At 71.6% G+C, this 18666-nt stretch carries 20 protein-coding genes and 1 pseudogene; 11 read left to right on the top strand and 10 right to left on the bottom strand.

Translation table 11 applies throughout. The features are described from left to right. Positions 1-80: 80 nt before the first annotated feature. Positions 81-854, bottom strand: coding sequence for an enoyl-CoA hydratase-related protein (locus tag ABZU25_RS12865; protein ID WP_355029501.1), 774 nt, complete (start codon positions 852-854; stop codon positions 81-83). A gap of 97 nt (positions 855-951) precedes the next feature. Here ABZU25_RS12865 and ABZU25_RS12860 point away from each other — a divergent pair, with 97 nt between their 5' ends. From ABZU25_RS12860 to ABZU25_RS12845, 4 genes are all read left to right on the top strand, one after another. Next, a complete protein-coding gene (locus ABZU25_RS12860; protein ID WP_355029500.1) occupies positions 952-1431 on the top strand; it encodes a DUF6232 family protein in 480 nt (159 codons plus the stop codon). 94 nt (positions 1432-1525) lie between these two features. Then, a complete protein-coding gene (locus ABZU25_RS12855; protein ID WP_355029499.1) occupies positions 1526-2008 on the top strand; it encodes a DUF6232 family protein in 483 nt (160 codons plus the stop codon). Further along, complete coding sequence (locus tag ABZU25_RS12850) at positions 2005-2394, top strand: hypothetical protein (protein ID WP_355029498.1); 390 nt, start codon at positions 2005-2007, stop codon at positions 2392-2394. The genes ABZU25_RS12855 and ABZU25_RS12850 overlap by 4 nt, the downstream gene beginning before the upstream one ends. 48 nt (positions 2395-2442) lie before the next feature. Next, the gene (locus ABZU25_RS12845; RefSeq protein WP_355029497.1) at positions 2443-3171 is read left to right on the top strand and encodes a hypothetical protein; all 729 of its coding nucleotides are present in this window, start codon (positions 2443-2445) and stop codon (positions 3169-3171) included. An 11-nt stretch (positions 3172-3182) separates the two neighbouring features. On the opposite strand, the gene ABZU25_RS12840 is transcribed toward ABZU25_RS12845, so the two are convergent. After that, the gene (locus ABZU25_RS12840) at positions 3183-4079 is read right to left on the bottom strand and encodes a ribokinase (protein ID WP_355029496.1); all 897 of its coding nucleotides are present in this window, start codon (positions 4077-4079) and stop codon (positions 3183-3185) included. Positions 4080-4104: 25 nt separating this feature from the next. Further along, a complete protein-coding gene (locus tag ABZU25_RS12835; protein WP_355029495.1) occupies positions 4105-4935 on the bottom strand; it encodes an ABC transporter ATP-binding protein in 831 nt (276 codons plus the stop codon). A gap of 131 nt (positions 4936-5066) precedes the next feature. On the opposite strand from ABZU25_RS12835, the gene ABZU25_RS12830 reads away from it, so the two are divergent. After that, on the top strand, positions 5067-6074 hold the full coding sequence (locus ABZU25_RS12830; protein ID WP_355029494.1) for an ATP-binding cassette domain-containing protein: 1008 nt from the start codon (positions 5067-5069) through the stop codon (positions 6072-6074). Then, entirely contained in the window at positions 6071-7078 is a 1008-nt protein-coding gene (locus ABZU25_RS12825; protein ID WP_355029493.1) for an ABC transporter permease subunit, read from the top strand. The genes ABZU25_RS12830 and ABZU25_RS12825 overlap by 4 nt, the downstream gene beginning before the upstream one ends. 176 nt (positions 7079-7254) lie before the next feature. On the opposite strand, the gene ABZU25_RS12820 is transcribed toward ABZU25_RS12825, so the two are convergent. After that, positions 7255-8430, bottom strand: coding sequence for an ROK family transcriptional regulator (locus ABZU25_RS12820; RefSeq protein WP_355029492.1), 1176 nt, complete (start codon positions 8428-8430; stop codon positions 7255-7257). A 169-nt stretch (positions 8431-8599) separates the two neighbouring features. On the opposite strand from ABZU25_RS12820, the gene ABZU25_RS12815 reads away from it, so the two are divergent. Further along, entirely contained in the window at positions 8600-10054 is a 1455-nt protein-coding gene (locus ABZU25_RS12815; protein WP_355029491.1) for a glycoside hydrolase family 3 N-terminal domain-containing protein, read from the top strand. A gap of 274 nt (positions 10055-10328) precedes the next feature. Here the strand turns inward: ABZU25_RS12815 and ABZU25_RS12810 are convergent, their stop codons facing one another. Then, entirely contained in the window at positions 10329-10991 is a 663-nt protein-coding gene (locus ABZU25_RS12810; protein ID WP_355029490.1) for a GNAT family N-acetyltransferase, read from the bottom strand. A gap of 165 nt (positions 10992-11156) precedes the next feature. Here ABZU25_RS12810 and ABZU25_RS12805 point away from each other — a divergent pair, with 165 nt between their 5' ends. Together ABZU25_RS12805 and ABZU25_RS12800 are read left to right on the top strand one after the other, a co-directional pair. Further along, entirely contained in the window at positions 11157-11351 is a 195-nt protein-coding gene (locus tag ABZU25_RS12805; protein WP_355029489.1) for a DNA repair protein, read from the top strand. A 133-nt stretch (positions 11352-11484) separates the two neighbouring features. Continuing rightward, on the top strand, positions 11485-12003 hold the full coding sequence (locus tag ABZU25_RS12800) for a hypothetical protein (RefSeq protein WP_355029488.1): 519 nt from the start codon (positions 11485-11487) through the stop codon (positions 12001-12003). A 10-nt stretch (positions 12004-12013) separates the two neighbouring features. Here ABZU25_RS12800 and ABZU25_RS12795 read toward each other — a convergent pair whose 3' ends face one another. After that, a complete protein-coding gene (locus tag ABZU25_RS12795) occupies positions 12014-12742 on the bottom strand; it encodes a Clp protease N-terminal domain-containing protein (protein WP_355029487.1) in 729 nt (242 codons plus the stop codon). A gap of 144 nt (positions 12743-12886) precedes the next feature. Here ABZU25_RS12795 and ABZU25_RS12790 point away from each other — a divergent pair, with 144 nt between their 5' ends. After that, entirely contained in the window at positions 12887-13702 is an 816-nt protein-coding gene (locus ABZU25_RS12790; RefSeq protein ID WP_355029576.1) for a DUF72 domain-containing protein, read from the top strand. Between the two features lie 149 nt (positions 13703-13851). Here the strand turns inward: ABZU25_RS12790 and ABZU25_RS12785 are convergent. After that, positions 13852-14079, bottom strand: a pseudogene (locus ABZU25_RS12785) (trehalase-like domain-containing protein); the annotation flags it as partial. Between the two features lie 154 nt (positions 14080-14233). Here ABZU25_RS12785 and ABZU25_RS12780 point away from each other — a divergent pair. Continuing rightward, entirely contained in the window at positions 14234-14659 is a 426-nt protein-coding gene (locus ABZU25_RS12780) for a VOC family protein (protein ID WP_355029486.1), read from the top strand. Positions 14660-14662: 3 nt separating this feature from the next. On the opposite strand, the gene ABZU25_RS12775 is transcribed toward ABZU25_RS12780, so the two are convergent. The 3 genes from ABZU25_RS12775 to ABZU25_RS12765 all read right to left on the bottom strand — a co-directional run bounded on the left by ABZU25_RS12775 (position 14663) and on the right by ABZU25_RS12765 (position 18576). Then, on the bottom strand, positions 14663-15805 hold the full coding sequence (locus tag ABZU25_RS12775; protein ID WP_355029485.1) for an FUSC family protein: 1143 nt from the start codon (positions 15803-15805) through the stop codon (positions 14663-14665). Between the two features lie 120 nt (positions 15806-15925). Next, a complete protein-coding gene (locus ABZU25_RS12770; RefSeq protein ID WP_355029484.1) occupies positions 15926-16222 on the bottom strand; it encodes a DUF6582 domain-containing protein in 297 nt (98 codons plus the stop codon). Between the two features lie 134 nt (positions 16223-16356). Further along, positions 16357-18576: a choice-of-anchor J domain-containing protein gene (locus tag ABZU25_RS12765; RefSeq protein ID WP_355029483.1), complete on the bottom strand. Its 2220-nt coding sequence runs from the start codon at positions 18574-18576 to the stop codon at positions 16357-16359. Between the last annotated feature and the right edge of the window lie 90 nt (positions 18577-18666).

The following is an 18666-nucleotide window of genomic DNA, read 5'->3' as shown; positions in this document are numbered from 1 at the left end:
AGTCACTTGGCCGTCCGACCGTGGTCCCGGCCGGTGGACGCCGCCGAGGTCAGAGAGCAGATGGAGGGTGGACCGACGGGTCAGCGGCCGGTGAAGTCCGGCTTGCGCTTCTCGACGAAGGCCGTCATGCCCTCGCGCCGGTCGTCGGTGGCGAACAGCGCCGCGAAGAGCTGGGTCTCCCAGGCCAGGCCCGAGTTCAGGTCCATGTCCAGGCCGCCGTCGACCGCCAGCTTCGCCGCGCGCAGCGCCTGCGCGGGCCCGGTCAGGTACGGGGTGATCAGCTCCACGGCTGTGTCGTACACGTCGGCGGCCGGGGCGACCCGGTCGGCCAGGCCGATCCGCAGCGCCTCCTGCGCGTCCACCATCCGCCCCGACATGATCAGGTCCTTGGCTCGGGCCGGGCCGATCAGGCGGGCCAGCCGCTGGGTGCCGCCCGCACCGGGGATGATGCCCAGCCTGATCTCCGGCTGGCCGAGCTTGGCGTCCTCGGCGACGACCCGCCAGTCGCAGGCCAACGCCAGCTCGCAGCCGCCACCGAGGGCGTACCCGGTGATCGCGGCGACCACCGGCTTGGGGATCCGGGCGATCGCGCCGAGCGCGGTGGACAGGTTCGGGGCCCGGTCGACCATGTCCACGTAGGACATCTCGGCCATCTGCTTGATGTCCGCACCGGCGGCGAAGACCTTCTCCCCGCCGTACAGGATGACGGCGCGGACCTGGGGGTCGGCGGTGGCCGCCGCCGCGGCGGCGCGCAACTCCTCCTGCACCTGCGTGTTGAGCGCGTTCATCGGCGGCCGCTCCAGCCGGATCGTGCCGATGCCGCCGTTGATCTCCAGCCGAACGAACTCGCCCACGCTGCCTCACTTCCTCGTCGAAGTCGCGTGCCAACCTTACGACCCTGCTCGTTTGGGTAAGTAGTGTGGTGTCAGCCCCCCGGGCGGGAGTCCAGCCATGATCACGTATTACGACGACAGGTCGGTGCAGGTCACCTCCACCACCTTCCGAGCCGACGGCCGCAGCTACGCGCTGACCGACATCACCATGATCTGGCACCGCCGCGGCAGCCGTTCCTGGCGCGTCCTGGTGGGGCGCGGCGCGATCGGCGCAGCCCTGGCCGGTCCGCTGGTCGCGGCGGTGCTCGGCATCGGCGTGGCCGTCTGGCTGCACCGCTCACCCACCGTGACGATCGCGATCGTCGGCGCGTCGGTGCTGGTCGGGCTGGCCGTCGGGCCGGTCGCCGACTTCCTCTTCGAGCACCTGGACCGCTCGTACGCCCGGGGCAGCCGCCAACTGGAGATCTGGGCCCGCTGGCGGGGCCAGCCGGTGCGGTTGCTGCGCACCGGCGACGCGTTGCGCTTCGGTCAGATCTACCGGGCGGTGCAGCGCGCGGTCGAGCACAGCCAGCCGGCCCGCCCCGGCACCCGCCGCTAGCCGCCGCAAATCTTGGACAGTTTCCGTTAGCGGCTAACGGAAACTGTCCAAGAATGCCGAGGCGGGGGTTGCCCACGGGTGGTTAGGCTTAGTGATGACCCTCTATTACCGGGACGACGCGGTGCAGGTGACCTCCGAGTCGATCCGGGCGGGTGGTCACGTGATCGCCCTGTCCGACGTGACGTTCGTCTGGCATGCGCGAGGGCAGAAGACCCTCGCCGTACGTGGCCGCGTACTCGGTCGCGGTGTTCTGGTCCTGCTGCTCTCGCTGCCGCCGCTGGTGGCCGTGGTCTGCGTGCTGTCACTGGCCTGGTCGGCACAGGACCGGGGCAACTGGAAGTTGGCACTGATCATCCTCGCCGCCTGCGCGGTGGGGGCGCTGGTGTCGCTGCCGTTCCTGGAGATCCCGCTCAGCTGGCTGGACCGCTCCTACGAGCGCGGCAGCCATGTGCACGAGCTGTGGGTGCAGCACCACGGCCGGGAGGATCTGCTGGTGCGCACCCCGGACGCGCTACGGTTCGGTCAGATCTACCGGGCCGTGCAGCGTGCCGTCGAACAGCAGGGGGATCAGCGATGAGCAACCGCCGTGGCGAGGCCGCCGCGCTGGCCGGGCTGCTCGCCGTGGCTGGCGTCACCCACCTGCTGCGACCCGGCGTCTACGACCCGATCGTGCCGCGCGCGCTGCCCGGTCCGCCACGATTCTGGACGTACGCCAGCGGGGTGGCCGAGCTGGCGGTGGCGGCGACTGTCGCGAATCCGGCCACCCGGCGGGCCGGCGGTCGGGCAGCCGCCGCGCTCTTCGTCGCCGTCCTACCGGCGAACGTGAAGATGGCAGTGGACTGGCGGCGGCGGCGCCCGACGAAGCGGGCCATCGCGTACGGCCGGGTGCCGTTGCAGGTGCCGCTGATCTGGTGGGCGCTGCGGGTCGCCCGCGCCGACACCCCTGGTCCACGGTCCCGCTGAGGGGCTCCCGTCGGGCGGTTGTGGCACGGCCGACGCACACTTGATCCCATGGCGATTCCCCTCCCCACCCCGACCGCCGTGGTCGGCCTGACCCGCGCCGCTCTCGATCAGGCGCTCGGCTCCGCCTCCTCGTTCGCGGCCGTGCCCGCCCGCGCGTTCGCCGTGCTGGACGGGGTGGAGGCGCTGCTGGCCCGGATCAACGGGGTGGTCGACCGGATCGAGACGACCCTGGAGCGGACCGACCAGGTGCTCACCGACGCCGAAGCGGCGGTCCGCGAGGTGGCCGTCATCAGCACCGCCGCGACCACCGCCATCGACACCGCCACCGAGGTGGCCACCGCCGCCGCCGTGGTGGTCGCCGAGGCCGAGCGGGTCTCCCGGGTCGCCGGCACTGTGGTCGCCGAGGCCGAGCGGGTCGCCGGCCGCGCCGCCGGCACGGTGGGCACCGCGGCGGAGGCCGCCGCCACGGCGGCCGAACTGCTGGCGGCGTACGAGCCGGCGCTGCGCCGGGCCGCCCCGATGGCCGGGAGGTTCGTCGAGGAGCTGAGTCACGAGGAGATCAGTGCGGCGATCCATTTGATCGACGAGTTGCCCCGACTCAAGGAACACCTGACGGCCGACATCCTGCCGATCCTGGCCACGCTGGACCGGGTCGGGCCCGACCTGCACGATCTGCTCGACGTGACCCGCGACCTCAAGCTCGCCGTGGCGGGCATCCCCGGGCTGGGCATGCTGCGCCGGCGTGGCGAGAAACTCGCCGACGAGCCCGCCGGCTGAGCAGGGCGAGGTCAGGCCGGCACGTACAGCTCGTCGATCTCGGCGCGTTGCGGCAGCGCCACCGATGCGCCGAGCTTGCGTACGCAGGCCGCGCCGGCTGCCGACGCCCAACGCACAGCGTCGACCAGGTCGCGCCCCTCGCCCCAGCCGACGGCCAGCGCGGCGGTGAACGCGTCGCCAGCGGCGGTGGAGTCGACCACGTCGACACGTACCGCCGGCACGTGCACGTCGGTGCCGTCGCGGTCGACGTACCGGGCGCCCTCGCCGCCGAGAGTGAGCACGGCCCGGGGGGTCAGGTCGAGCAGCGCCCGGGGGTCCTCCCGGCCGCGGCCGGCGAGCGTCTGCGCCTCGCCCTCGTTGACGACCAGGACGTCCACGGCGGCGAGCAGCTCGGGCGGTAGGTCCCGGGCCGGGGCGGCGTTCAGGATGACCCGCGTGCCGGCGGCGCGGGCGGCCACCGCGGCGGCCGTCACGGTCTGCACCGGGATCTCCAGTTGGGTGACCAGGACGTCCGCCGCGCGTACCGTGGCCAGCTCCTCGTCGGTGAGGCCGACAAGCGCGTCGTTGGCGCCGGGAGTCACCATGATGGCGTTCTCACCCTGGGCGTTGACCATGACCAGCGCGACCCCGGAGGTGCCGTAGACCACGCGCAGCTGGCTGGTGTCCACCCCGGCCGCGGTGATGCGGGCCTTCAGGGTGACGCCGAAGCCGTCCGAGCCGATCGCGCCGAGGAAGGCGCAGGAGGCGCCGGCCCGAACGGCGGCGATGGCCTGGTTGGCGCCCTTACCGCCGGGCACCATCACGAAGTCGGTGCCGAGCGTGGTCTCGCCCACCCGTGGCAGCGCGGGCGCCATCGCGACCAGGTCCATGTTGGCGCTGCCCACCACTGCGACCCGGGTCTGCGGCACTGTCGTCTCCGCCCTGTCCTGGCGCTCAGGCGGCCCGTGCGGTGTAACGGTCGCCCGACCGCTCGACCACCAGCGGCAGGCCGAACGTCTTGGAGAGGTTGTCGCCGGTCAACGTCTCGGCGAGCAGACCCTGGGCCACCACCCCGCCCTCGCGCAGCAGCAGCGCGTGGGTGAACCCCGGCGGGATCTCCTCCACGTGGTGGGTGACAAGCACCATCGCCGGGGCATCCGGGTCGTACGCCAGCTCGGCCAGTCGGCCGACCAGGTCTTCCCGACCGCCCAGGTCGAGCCCGGCGGCGGGCTCGTCGAGCAGCAACAGCTCCGGGTCGGTCATCAGGGCACGGGCGATCTGCACCCGCTTGCGCTCACCCTCGGAGAGGGTGCCGTAGCGGCGCTCGGCGAGGCCACCGACGCCGAGTTGGCTCAGCAGTGCCCGCGCCCGCGCCTCGTCGCCACGGTCGTAGTTCTCCCGCCAGCGGCCGACCACCGACCAGGCGGCGGTCACCACCACGTCGCTGACCCGCTCGTCGGCGGGCAGCCGCTCGGCGAGCGCGGCGGTGGTGAGCCCGATCCGGGTACGCAGCTCGTTGACGTCGGTGCGGCCGATCCGCTCGCCGAGCACGTGCGCGACACCGGTGGTGGGGTGCAGCCGGCCGGCGGCGAGGTTGAGCAGTGTGGTTTTGCCGGCACCGTTGGAGCCGAGCACGACCCAACGCTCGTCCAGCTCGACGCGCCACGTCAGGTCCTGCAGGAGGGCGGTGCCAGAGCGGCGTACCCCGACGCCGTCCAGGCTGACCACCAGATCCGGGTCCACAGGCGCGGCGCCGGCAGCGCCGAGGATCAGGTCACCAGTCACCGCACCATCCAACCACGCAGCGCCGGGGCGCCCCCCACGGGCGGCGCCTCGGCCATAGGGTGAAGCGCCGTGTCGTTGATCACCACACCCGGAGGACGGCTGATGTTCCGTCAGGATACGGAGCCGCGCGGATGAGCGCGGTCATCGAGATCGAGGGTCTACGCAAGACCTTCCACAGCCTGCGCGGTGACCGGCGGGTGGCGGTGGACGGGTTCGACCTGCTGGTCGAGGCCGGCCAGGTCCACGGCTTCCTGGGCCCCAACGGCTCCGGCAAGACCACCACCCTGCGGGCCCTGCTCGGGCTGGTACGCGCCGACGCTGGGCGGATGACAGTGCTCGGCGAACCGTCGCCGGAGTTGCTGCCACGGGTGGCGGGGCAGGTCGGCGCCATCGTCGAGAGCCCGCAGTTCTTCGGCAACTTCACCGGCTACCGCACGCTGCGCTTGTTGGCCCGGGCCGGTGGGGTGCCGGTCTCGCGGGTGGACGAGGCACTGGAGCTGGTGGGCCTGCGCGACCGGGGCGACGAGCGGGTGAAGGGCTACTCGCTGGGCATGAAGCAACGCCTCGCGGTGGCGTCCGCGCTGTTGAAGGATCCGCGGTTGCTGATCCTCGACGAGCCGGCGAACGGGCTGGATCCGGCGGGCATCCGGGAGATGCGGGACCTGATGCGGTCGCTGGCGGCCAACGGGGTGACAGTGCTGGTGTCCAGTCACATCCTGGGTGAGATCCAGTTGATCTGCGACCACGTCACGATCATTTCGCGGGGGCGGCGGGTGGCGGCCGGCCGGGTGGACGAGGTGCTGGCGGGCCATGACCGGCACGAGTTCCTGGTGCGGGTGGCCGAGCCGGAGCGCGCGGTCGAGCTGCTGCACGCGGCCGAGCTGACGGCTGTCGTCGACGGCGAGGCGCTGGTGGTGAGTGGCGTGGGTGACCCGACGGTGGTCAGCCGGGTGCTCGGCGAGCAGGGGCTGTGGGTGGGCGAGCTGACGCCGCTTCGGCCTGATCTGGAGAGCGTCTTCCTGGAGCTGACGGGTGCGAACGCGCATCCGTCGGTGCCCCGGCAGGTCGACGGCTCGGCGTTGCCGGACGGCGAGCAGGGCGAAGCTGTGATCAATGTCGATCGGGGAGTGGACGCGTGAACCTGGTTCGTGCCGAGTTGGAGCGGCTGTCGAGTCGTCGCTTCGTGCAGCTCATGGTCGTCCTGCTGGCGTTGGCGTTCGCCGTGACGGCGGCGACCACCCTGGCCGGTTCCCACAAGCCGAGCGCGGACGAGATGAACTCGGCGCGGGCTCAGGCCACCGACGCGCGGCAGAGCATGGAGACCGCCTTCCAGCAGTGCCTGGCACGACAGAACGGCACGCTTCCGCAGGCCGACATGGACCAGTACTTCCCCCGGGAGTGCTCGGAGATCGACCCGGTCCGGCAGGAGCGGCTGCCGATCGCCGCCGACTACCTGCCGGGGGTGTTCAGCTTCGCCCAGCAGGCGCTGCCGCTGCTCTACTTCCTCATCGCGTTCCTGGTGCTGTTCGGTTTCCTGGTCGGCGCCTCCTACATCGGCGCCGACCTGAACTCCGGCGGCGTGGTGAACCTGCTGCTCTGGCGACCACGCCGGTTGACGGTGCTCGGGGCCAAGTTGGGCACCCTGCTCGGCACGGTGCTGGTCCTGGCCCTGCTGGCGTCGGTGGCCTATCTCGCCACGTTCTGGGTGATCGGGCAGACCGCCGGGTTGCCCGGCCGGTTGGACGGGGACTTCTGGCGTTCGCTGGGCGCGGTGCACGCGCGTGGTCTGGTGCTTGTGTTACTGGCCTCCGCGCTGGGCTTCGCGATCGCCACGCTGGGTCGGCACACGTCGGCGGCGCTCGGCGCGTTCGCCGCGTACGCGGTGCTGTGGGAGTTGGGCGCCCGCCTGGTGCTGGAGATCGTCGATGCCCGCCGGCCGGACCAGTTGATGCTCTCCAGCCACATCGGGGCATGGCTCAACGGCGAGGCGACCTTCTGGGATCCGCAGCGGTGTTCCGGCACCGACTACTGCGATGGCTCCTACAGCCTGACCTGGGGTCCGGCCCTGCTGGTGCTGCTCGCGCTGACCGGCGTCCTGACCGCTGCGGCGTTCGCCGTGTTCCGTCGCCGCGACCTGCTCTGAGTGGCGGTTCGCCGGGCCGCCCGCCTGACAGCGGGCGACCCGGCGACCCGATCGCACCCGGCGACCCGATCGCACTCGGCGGCCTGTCGCACCCGGCGGCCGGTCGCATCACGGCAAGAGCTTGCACCTCACCGAGCTGCGGTGAAATATTCCTTCACATGACCGGCGCAGCGGGCTCAGCCGACGGTGGAGCCGAAGACCTCGTCGCGCACGGCGTCCAATGCGGTGCGCAGCGCGCCGTGCAGGATCGGCTCCTCGGTCAGCCCGGTCGGCACCACCCGCGGCCGGACCAGGGTGATCGCCGCAACCTCGTGCTGCACCCGCTCGGCGAGTGCGATGCCGCCGGCCTGGCCCACCTCGCCGGCGAGCACGACCAACGGCGGGTCGAGCACCACGCAGGTGCTGGCCACGCCGAGCGCGAGCCGGCGGGCCAGCTCGTCGAGCATCGGGCCACCGTCGGGGCCGGCCGCGACGGCCGCGCGCACCGCCTCGGCGGCGTCGGTGTCCGGGTAGCCGTGCTCGCGGGCCACCGCGCGGACCGAATCCGCACCGATCAGCTGCTGGAAGGCGGGCTTGGCGCGGCGGGAGACGTCGCGTGGGATGGGCGCGCCGGGCACCGGCAGGTAGCCGATCTCACCGGCCGCACCGCTGCTGCCGTGGTGCAACCGCCCACTCAACATGATCGCCAGGCCCACGCCGGCACCCACCCAGACCAGCACGAAATCCGCCAGCCCCTGCGCGGCGCCGGACTGCGCCTCGGCCACCGCGGCCAGGTTGACGTCGTTCTCGAAGACCACCGGGGTGTGCAGGTCGTCCCGCAGAGCGGCGAGCAGACCGCTGTGCCAGCGCGGCAGGTTGAAGGCGAACGTGATGTCGCCGGTGCCGGGGTCGACCAGCCCCGGGGTGCCGAGCACGATCCGCCGTACGCTGCTGAGCTGCGCCTGGGCGCTGCTCGCGGCCTGCACCACGGCGTTGTGCACGACGCCCACCGGGTCGTCGGTGTCCCGGGTCGACTGCTCCACCCGGCCGATGACCGCACCGGTGATGTCGGCACAGGCGGCCACCACCCGGTCCGGCCCGACGTCCACGCCGACCACGTGCGCGCTGCCGGGGCTGACCGCGTAGAGCTGGGCGTTCGGCCCGCGCCCGCCGGCCTGTTCGCCGACCCGGGTGACGAGACCGCGCTCCTCCAACCGCTCGACCAACTGGGAGGCGGTGACCTTCGACAGCCCGGTCAGCTCGCCGAGCCGGGCCCGGGTGAGCGGGCCGCGTTCGAGGAGCAGTTCCAGTGCCGCACGGTCGTTGAGCGCCCGCAACAGGCGGGGGGTGCCGGGCAGCCGGGTCGCACTCATGACACGTCCTCTAGTTTTAGTAAACTTTGCTAACTGTAAACCGACCTGCGAACGGGTAGCCGTAGCGTATCGGCCACCCGGAGGTGGGGCGCTCCGCCGATTCGGCAGGGCGGACACCACCACCGGTACGACGTTTCGTACCCGCTGGGGCACCGAAGGGGGAGATCACGTGGGGCTGGATCCAGGACTGCGCCGGCTGGCGCTGGGCACGTTGCTCGCCGCGTACCCGGGACCGGTCCCGCCGGACTGGGCGGTCGACCTGCTGGCCGACGGGCTGGCCGGGCACACCCTCTTCGGCACCAATGTGCACGACCACTCCCAGGTGGCGGCGAGCACCGCCGCGCTGCGCTCCGGTCGGCCGGATGCGCTGATCGCCATCGACGAGGAGGGTGGCGACGTGACCCGGCTGGCGCATGCCACCGGCAGCCCGTACCCCGGAAACGCCGCCCTCGGCGCGATCGGCGACGTGGCCCTCACCCGCCGGGTCTACCAGTCGATCGGCGCCGAACTGGCGGCGCTCGGCATCACCGTCAACCTCGCCCCGACGGTGGACGTCAACACCGCCGACGAGAACCCGGTGATCGGCACCCGGTCCTTCGGCGCGGATCCGGTGCGGGTGGCCGCCCACTCGGCCGCCGCCGTGACCGGGTTGCAGGCCGCCGGCGTGGCCGCCTGCGCCAAGCACTTCCCCGGGCACGGCGCCACCGTCGCCGACTCCCACCACGAACTGCCCACAGTGGACGCTCCGCTGAGCCTGCTCCGCCAACGGGACCTGCCGCCGTTCGGTGCGGTCATCGCCGCCGGGGCACGCGCCGTGATGACCGCGCACATCCGGGTGCCGTCGTTGACCGGCGCGGATCCGGCCACCTTCAGCCGGGCCGTCCTGGTCGACCTGCTCCGAACCGACCTCGGCTTCACCGGCGCCGTCATCACCGACGCGCTGGAGATGAAGGGGGCCGCGGTGGCTGCCGGCGGGGTCGGGCCGGCCGCGGTCCGCGCCCTGGCGGCCGGCGCCGACCTGCTCTGCATCGGCGCGCGGGTCGACGCCGAACTGGTCGAGCGGGTCGCCGCCGAGATCGTCGACGCCCTCACCGACGGCCGGCTGGCGGCCACGCGGGTCGAGCAGGCCGCCGGCCGCGGCGCCGAACTCGCCGCCTGGACCCAGACCGCCGTCGGGTCCCCGGCGGCCGGGGACCCCGAGCTGGGGTACGCGGCAGCGCGTCGCGCCCTCCGGGTGGACGGGGTGCTCACCGGCCTGGACCGGCCACTGGTGGTGCAGTTGCACACCGAGTCGACGATCGCCGAGGGTCGGGTGCCGTGGGGTCTCGGTCCCCACCTCGACGGGGTGCCGGAGATCCGCGTGATCGCCACCGAGACCGACCCGGCGACGCTGCGCGGGTTGGCCGGTGACCGACCCATCGTGCTTGTGGGGCGGCACCTGCACCGGTTGCCCGGCGGCCCGGAGCTGGTCGCCGGGCTGGCCGCCCAGCATCCGGTGACAGTGGTGGAGATGGGGTGGCCGGCACAGTGGCGCCCAGCGGGCGTACGCGCCTTCGTCACCACGTACGGCGCGAGTCACGCCAACGGTCGCGCGGCGGCCGAGGCTCTCGGTCTGGCCCGCTGAGCCTTCCACGGCGGCCGTCGACCCCCGACAGGTCACGCTGCACGCTACGTCACTAGCCCGGCCGACACCCTCGACCAGCTCAACCGCAGGTCAAGTCCACTTTTCGACACTCCGAACCGACAGCTCACACCTTGCCCCACGCCTGTTCGATACGTAGCGTGATCGACACGTGCCGACCCGACGCGGGTCGGCACGTCCGGAACCGGGGCCTGGGGGGAGGTTGCGGACCGTGGATCCGGCCCGGGATCCACGGTCCGCGCGAGCCCAGCGCCAATCAGCGCGGATAGACCCCGTAGGCCCGCCAGCCGCGATCCGGGAAACCGGCAGCGTCGGCGACCCGGGCCGAGGCGAGGTTGTCCCGCTCGTGCAGGTAGGTCGGCACCGCCCCCTCGTCGAGGACCCGCCGCGCCGCCTGTGCCACGAGTCGACGGGCGAGGCCGCGACCCCGGGCGGCCGGCGCGGTGCCGATAGCCAACTCGTGCCCGTACGCGTCGTGCCGTTTGATCCCGGCACCGGCCAGGTAGGCGCCGTCCGGGTCGCGGACCACCAGCACCGGCCGGTCGAAGAGCCGCAGCCAGGGCGGCAGCCCGGGAGCCGTCGGCGGGGTCCACTCCCCCACGTCGGGAAGCGGCGCGGGGGACACGCTCCACCGGAAGGAGCCGTCGTGCACACACCAGTCGGGCAGCCCCACGGCCTGCGGCAGCGCGGGGAGCAACCGGTCCGGGTTACGCCGGACCAGCGAGCGGATCGCCGCCACCCGGTCCGGCGCCACGGAGAGCACGCCGCTGTGCCCGGTGTCCACGGCGAGCGCGGGGCGCAGCCTGCCGTCCCAGGCCGGTGCGGCCCGTCGGTGCGAGGCGACCACGTGCAGCCCCGCCCCGGCCGGCCACTGGCCGAGCCAGGTGGCCAGGTGCAGTTGGACCCGCCGGTCGAGCATGTCCACCTCCCCCGTCGCTCCACCCGTCGTGGATCACCGTACGCCGGGCCTGCCCGGCCGGGCGGACGATCCCTGCGGGCCGGACGGGGCACGGTGAGCGGACACACCGATCGACCGTCATATCTATTTCCCTACCTGGACACCTTTGTTTGGAACGGTAGGGCCATGCCGAATGAGCCGTACCACCGCTATCAGCAGGACCCCGAACGACTCTGGCGCGCGGCCGAGTCCGCCGGCGGCATCCCGCCGCAGCCGCGCTACCGGAATCCCCGGATGGTCGGCGGGGGCGTCCTGTCGTGGGCAGGGCTGAACAACCTGCCCGCCGGCAGTTCCAGTCGGCACCGCCTGAACACGCACTGACCCACGTGTCGACGGGAGCCGGCGGTTCGTCCGGGCGGCGACACACCGGGAGGTCCAGCGCGGGCTTTCGCACACCTGTCGGGTAATTTCTTGTGGTCCGGCATCCCGGCCTACGACAGGAGAAGCTCCGCGCATGGGCAAGAAGACGATCCACGTCTCCGACTTCACCGGCACGGTTCTGCAGCAGGACGACGAGGTGGTCCGCGTCGTCGTGCTGGAGCACCCGGACCTGGTCGCCGGGCCCGTGCAGTTGGACGCCACACCGGGCGAGGTGGAGAACATCGACGACGCAGCCCTGGACGTGGCGGTGGTGGAGATCCACGACCGGCACGGCGGCGGCGAGCCGCGCCGGGTGGTGTTGACGGCCAGCGAGTTCGACGCGATGGCCACCGACATGCCGATGGCGCAACTGTTGCGGACGGCCGAGCGGGTCCGCCCACCGAAGGCGCGCAAGAGCGCCGAGAAGATCGACTACAGCACGCTGGAGCACGCCGGCAAGCCGCACCGGGGCCGGGTCACCGAGGAGGAGGCCCGACTGGTGCGCGAGCAACTCGACGAGGTCAACAAGCGCCTCGCCGACGCGGGCGTGCGCCAGATCGACAGGGCCGATCCGGAGCACGCCCTGCGCTACGGCTTCCCCGAGGCACCCTGACCCCGGGTGCTCACTTCTGCGCCGTGAAGGCGGCGAGCGCGGCGGCCAGGTCGGCCTCGACAGTCGCCTTCTCCAGGCCGAGGTCGGTGAGCACGCCAGTGCCGTCCTCCTGCTCCAGCAGGGCGAGCAGGATGTGTTCGGTGCCGATGTAGTTGTGCCCGAGGCGCAGCGCCTCCCGGAAGGTCAGCTCCAACGCCTTCTTGCCGCGCGCGTCGTACGGGATGAGGTCCGGGACCTGCTCGGCCGGCGGCGGAAGGAGGGCGACGACCCGCTCCCGCACCACCTCGGGAGTGGCACCCCGGCCGGCCATCACCGTGGCGGCCAGCCCTTCCGGCTCGGCCAGCAGGCCCAGCACCAGGTGCTCGGGCCGGATCTCTGCGCTTCCGCTGGCGCGGGCCTCCTCCTGGGAGGACATCACCACGTTGCGGGCCCGGGGGGTGAACCGGCCGAAGCCGGCGTTCGGGTCGAGCGCCCCGGCGTCGGTCGCCTTCGGCACGAAGCGCTTCTGGGCGGCCTGCTTGGTGACCCCCATGCTGCGGCCGATGTCGGTCCAGGAGGCGCCCGAGCGGCGAGCCTGGTCGACGAAGTGCCCGATCAGGTGGTCGGCGACCTCGCCGAGGTGATCGGCGGCGATGACCGCGTCGGTGAGCTGGTCGAGCGTGTCGGTGTGCGCCCTCTTGATGGCCTGGATCAGGTCGTCGAGCTTGACGGTGTTGCTCATCTGGAGAGGATCTGTCATGCGTCAACCATAAGTTGACGCTCCGATTGCGTCAACCCCAAGTTGACGATGTCCAACAGCTGGCGGGCCCCGCTACGGTGGGCTCCGGTCGAGCACGGGTCACCGGCGGAGAGGGCGGGCATGCGGCTGCACGTGGGATGCGCGATGTGGAGCCACCGGTCGTGGCCGGGGCACGCGCTGCCACCGGCGGAGCGGCTGCGGCACTACGCCAGCTGGTGTGACGCCGTGGAGGGCAACACGACGTTCTACGCGACCCCGGCCCGGGACACCGTGTCGTCGTGGGCCGCGCAGACGGACCCCGACTTCCGGTTCGTCCTCAAGCTTCCGAAGGTCATCACCCACGAGCGCCGGCTCACCGCCGTCGGCGAACCGCTGCACGCCTTCCTGGACGCGATCGAACCGCTCGGCCCGCGCGTACACGCCCTCTGGATCCAACTGCCCGGCTCGTTCGCCCCCGCCGACGTCCCGACCCTGCGCCGCTTCCTCGGTCAACTCCCGCCGTCGCACCGGTACGCGGTGGAGGTCCGCCATCCCGCGTTCTTCACCGACGCCGACGCGACCCGAATGCTGGAGGCGACCCTCGCCGTCGCGTCCGCCGAGTGGATTCCCTTCGACACGACCGCCTTCTTCGCGAGCCCACCCAGCAGCGACGCCGAGCGGGACGCCTGGACCAGGAAACCACGCGTGCCGCTGCGGTCGCTCGCGCTGACCGACCGGCCGATCGTCCGCTACCTCGGCCGGGACGACCCGACCCGCACTGTCGAGGGGTGGCAGCGCTGGATCGACGTCACAGTGGCCTGGCTACGGGAGGGGCGCTCGCCGACGATGTTCCTCCACACCCCGGACAACGCCGACGCGCCAGTGCTCGCCCGCCGGTTCCACGACGCGGTACGGGCACGCGTACCCGAGCTGGACGCGCTGCCCGAGCCGATACCGGTCGAGCCGCTGACGCTGTTCTGACCGAGCGGTTCAGCACCGCCCCTTGTCGAGCAGGTCGTCGAGGTGGGCAGCCGTGCTGATCAGCGAGAGATGACTGAACGCCTGCGGGAAGTTGCCGATCTGCTCACCGGTCGCGAGCTTGAGGTGCACCCCGAGGGTGACGTCTTCCGGAGCCGCGTACCGGGCAGGTAGAGCTGCTTGCTCGTGTAGTCGACGCCGTCGGGCGTGAGCCGGAAGAGGCCGCCCTTGTCGTGGTCGAGCAGCGCACCGAAGACGCTCGGTGAGTCGAAACGGGGCGCACAGAACCAGTCGACCGCGCCGTCCGCGCTGATCAACGCGGCGGTCTGCAGGTCACCGATCAGACCGTGCGCCTCGATCGCCGGATACGTCGCTCCCACGCTGACCCCCGCCGTTCGTGATGGCAACGGCGGCGACTACCCGGAAGGCGGCGGGCTACACGCGACTCGTCCGAACCCGCCGGCGATTGCAGGAGCAGACCTTCCGCAATCGCCGCTAGCGTCCCTGTCGACGACATCGACGAAGGGACACCTGATGAGCCTGCGAGGATTTGCCACCCTCAACATCTGGGCGGACGACGTGGAGGCGGCGACCGCCTGGTACGCCGACTTCCTCGGCGTCGAGGCGTACTTCATGCGCCCCGGCCCCGACGGACGCCCGGCCTACACCGAGTTCCGGATCGGCGACTACCAGGCGGAGCTGGGCATCATCGACCGCAGGTACGCGCCGCCCGGGGCCGCGACGGGGCCCGGCGGCGTGGTCATGCACTGGTGCGTCGACGACCTCGACACCACCGTCGAGCGACTGCTGGCGCTGGGTGCCACGGAGTACCAGCCGATCACCCCGCACGGCGACGAGGGGTTCGTCACCGCGGCGGTCGTCGACCCGTTCGGCAACGTGCTGGGCGTCATGAAGAACCCGCACTACGAAGAGATCCTGGCCTCGCTGAAGGGAAGCTGACCCTCAAACCCACTCCTCCCGGTCCACCGTCCGCCGCACCAACACCGCGGCCTTGTCGATGTCCAGCCCGCTGGCGATGAGCAGGTCATGTGCGGTCATGCGGAACTCTCCCGCGGCGATCAGGCCCGAGTAGCCCATCCGGTGGGTGTGCGGGCGGGTGAGATCAGGCACGACCTCCCCCTGCGCCCTCCCGACCAGGTCCACGGCCGTCAGGATCTGCTGGCGCGCCTCGCGCGGCTCGTCACGCGACCGAATGGCGCATCGCAGGCTCTGCACGCTCGAGGCCAACAGGTCGATGGCCGCCGGAAACTCCTCCGGTATCGGCTCGTCGTCCCGGAGGGCCTTCGTGAGCCGCCGCGCGATGGACCGGCAGCCGTGCAGACTGCGCTCCAGATTCCGGACGGCCCGGGTGTAGTAGGCAAGCGATGTCCGGTCACGCCAGCGTAGTGGCGCCAGTCGCACCACCTCCTGCGCGGCGTTCAGCCCGTCGTCGAGCGCGGTCAGCCGGGGGCTGAGTTCCCGCAGTGTGTCCAGGGACCGCTGGGCCTCGCCAAGATTCCGCAGGCGCAGCGCCGCGGCCAGGGCGTGCATGGCGGCGACAGCCGGATCGAGGACGGGTTCGGCCAGCCGGCGGACTGTCCGCTGTGGATGGATCGGCACCAACACCAGTCCGACCACCAGCCCGGCCAACCCTCCGACGGCGGCGTCGACGAAGCGGGGGACGGACAGCTCCCGCACTGGCGGTTCCAGGGTGGCGATGAGCACCGCCGTGCCACCGGCCTGGGTTAGCAGGGATCCACCGCCCTTGAGCAGCACTGCCACGATGATCGCCAGCACCACGACCACACCGGTCTGCCAGGCGCCGATGCCGAACAGCGGCATGAGCGAGTCACCGACGGCGAGGCCCAGGACCACACCGACAAGCAGCTCGACGGTGCGCCGCAGACGCGACCCCATCGAGGCGGCCACGATGCCGACCGCCGTGGTGGGCGCGAGGACCGGGGCCGGATTGTCCAGGAACTGGTACCCCACGAACCAGGCGAGCGCCGCCGCGATGCCGGCCTGCACGGCGAGCAGCCCGAAGAGACGCAACCGCCACACGCGGGTGCGTACCGCGTGCCGTGCCCGCTCGCGCAGGACGGACACCCCTCGGGATGCCCCACTCGGTTCTGGGCCGGAGTGAGCCGCCGGCTCCTGCTTCGCGGACATCCGCGCCGCTTACCCGCCGAAGGCGGACCTATCCGGCGAACCGTGGGGCTGACCCGGTCAGTGGGCGGGATTCGGCGTGTGCGGGAGTTTGCCGAGCTGCCGCCAGTTGGTCTCCGCGACGTCGACACCGTAGTGCGCCGCGGCGGCGAGGATGTTCTGGAAGGCCAGGTCCCGGTCCTCGTCGGTGACGCCCTGCACCTGATCGAACCGGGCGATGGCGTTGCGGACGTGACCCGCGTCGGTCATCGGTTCCTTGCGCTCCCGGGGGAATGCGAAGACGGTCTCCGGCAACTCGCGCTTGTCCTTGCTCGACAGCCCGCCGTGCTTCTCGTGGGGCTTCCAGGTCGACTTCATCACCCAGCATTACCCGCAGGCTCTCCGGCGGCACCTCTCCGGCCGACAATTTCTCGGTCCGGGCCGACCCGGCACAGCGTGCGGGGCACCCACCGTCGACCTCGACGGCGGGTGCCCCGCGACCGGGTTGGAGATCAGCTCAGCGAGCTGCTGCCCCCGGGCTGCACCACACCGTTCACTGTGAGCTTGTACGGCGCGTACTGCCGCACCTGCTCGGTCGGCTCGTCGTACGCCACAACGGCGACGACCTTCGGGAAGGCGTCCAGCACGGCCAGCTCAAGCTTGCCGATCGTGACCTCGGAGCGGCCGTTGGACTCGAACTGCCAGGCGATCGAGTGCTTCTCGTCGATGCCGATGAGCCGCAGGTTCCAGTTGCTGATCGGGATCGGCCGGATCTCGGTCGGCGAGTCGAACGGGGCCAGGCTGGTGCCGTCGCTGAGCAGCTTCCCGCCGACGGTGATGTCGTCGAGCAGCAGGCCGCCCTCGTTGGTGCCGCCATCGCTTACGTACTCGAAGCCGAGCAGCACGGTCTTCCCGGCATACGCCGACAGGTCGTACGAGCGCGCCTCGAAGCCGCTCGTCGTGCCGTTGAGCGCCGGACCGCGCGGCCCGGCGACAGTCTTGTCACCGGCGATCGCGGTGTACGTGGCGCCGCCGTCCGTCGACACCGTGACGTAGCCGTAGTCGTAGCCGAACTCCGCGCCGTACTTGGCCTGGAACCGCAGCGTCGGGTCGACGGTCGGCACGGCGACGGAGGTGACCGCCGCCGAGTCGAGGCTGTTGGCGTTGCCGGAGAAGAGCACAGCGTTGCCCGGCCGGTCCGGATCCTGGGTGGTGGTCGTCCACGACAGTGGGAGCGCGGGCAGGGTCTTCGCGCCCTGGAACTTCACCGACCGCAGGTCGCGACCGCTGAGCACCTTGCCCTTGGCCGCGCCCAGTTGCACGTAGTCGGCTCCGTTCGGGGCGGCCCCCGGCGTACCGTTGGCCGCCGTGCTGGCGAGGTTGACGGTGGAGCGCAGGCTCGGCGTGGTGACCCGGCTCTTGGCGACACCGAGGGTGATGCCGAACTTCGACTCGCCGACGAGCTTGTCGAGCAGCGTCATCGACTGGAAGTCGTGGATGACCTGGTAGACGTCGTGGACCCCGACCGTCTCCAGCTCGGCGTCCAGGCTCGCGAGGCCCTGCCGGTCACCGTCGCGGTGCAGCCGGGACATGAAGGCGGCACCGTAGCGGTCGTACAGGAACAGCATCATCGAGTACGCGCTGCCGTAGTCGGCGAGGACCGCGTTCGGGTTGGGGCTCTCGTCCCACAGGGTGAGGGAGTTCTCCGGCCCGCCGCAGTCGCGCGGGTTGGTGTTGTACGGCGTCTGGACCGTGCCGAACCCCTGGTAGCAGTAGAGGTGACTGTCGGCGCCCCGGTCGAAGACCGTGGCCTTCGAGTCGCTGTACCCGGTCAACGCCATGGCGAAGTCGGAGAGGCCCTCGTTGATCCAGTTACCCTCGAACGGGTCCGCGTAGTAGTGCGCGAGGTGCTGCCACTCGTGCGCGAACGTGCCCTCGTAGCTGTTCGGTCGGGCACCCCGGCTGGTGCACAGGTCGTTTGTCGGCTCGTCCGGCGGGTTCGCCGTCATGCGGTGCAGCCAGTCGAACGCGTCGACGGTCATCACGTTGCGGTCGAACAGCTCGTTGAACTGAGCGGAGAAGAACCCGGCGATGTACGTCGGCGCGGCCGGGAACGTGTAGAAGTTGTCGTCCCGCACGTTGTCCACAAGCGTGACGGTCTTGTTGCCGGCACCGGTGTAGACCCCACCACCGCCGTTGGCGTCCGGCCCGATCTGGGCGTTGCTGCCGTCCCGGTCCGGCGGGGTGCTGAAGGCGCTTGTCTCCTTCGGGTACATGTTCGTGTCGAACTCGTCGACCAGGTGCTTCACCTGCGCGTCGGTGATCTGCGTCGACGACGGCACCTGCGCCCGGCAGTCACCGGCCGGGAACGCCAGGTCGTTGGCGACCCAGACCTCGATGTGCTCGCCCACCGCCCGCAGTGTGTAGTCCTTGCGGTAGACCGAACCCTGAACGTCGTCGAGGCCGAGCCACTGACGGACCGTGCCGACCGCCGGCGTCTCGACCGCCTGCGCCTGCCTCCGCGCGCCCGTGCGCGGCTGGTACCGCGAGGGCGTCTCGATCGGCCGACCGTCCAGCGTGAAGTCCTTCCGGGTCAGCTCACGCATGTCACTCGGCGGGGCGACCTTCGGCGCGACAGCTTCCGCCGACGCCGGCGACGTCGCTGCCACGACGGTGAGGGCCGGTAGGACGAGGACAGCGGCGAGCGCCCCAACCATGCGGGTGCGTGCCATGGAACCTCCTTCGGGTGTGCAACCCGGTTCCCGTGAATTCGGTCGGGTGTCGACCGCTCACGATGATCACTTGAACCGGGGACACGGTAG

The organism is Micromonospora sp. NPDC005215 (assembly GCF_040607915.1).
GTDB lineage: Bacteria > Actinomycetota > Actinomycetes > Mycobacteriales > Micromonosporaceae > Micromonospora.
Note: the sequence above shows the minus strand (reverse complement) of the source record. Positions and strands in the feature narration are given on the sequence as shown.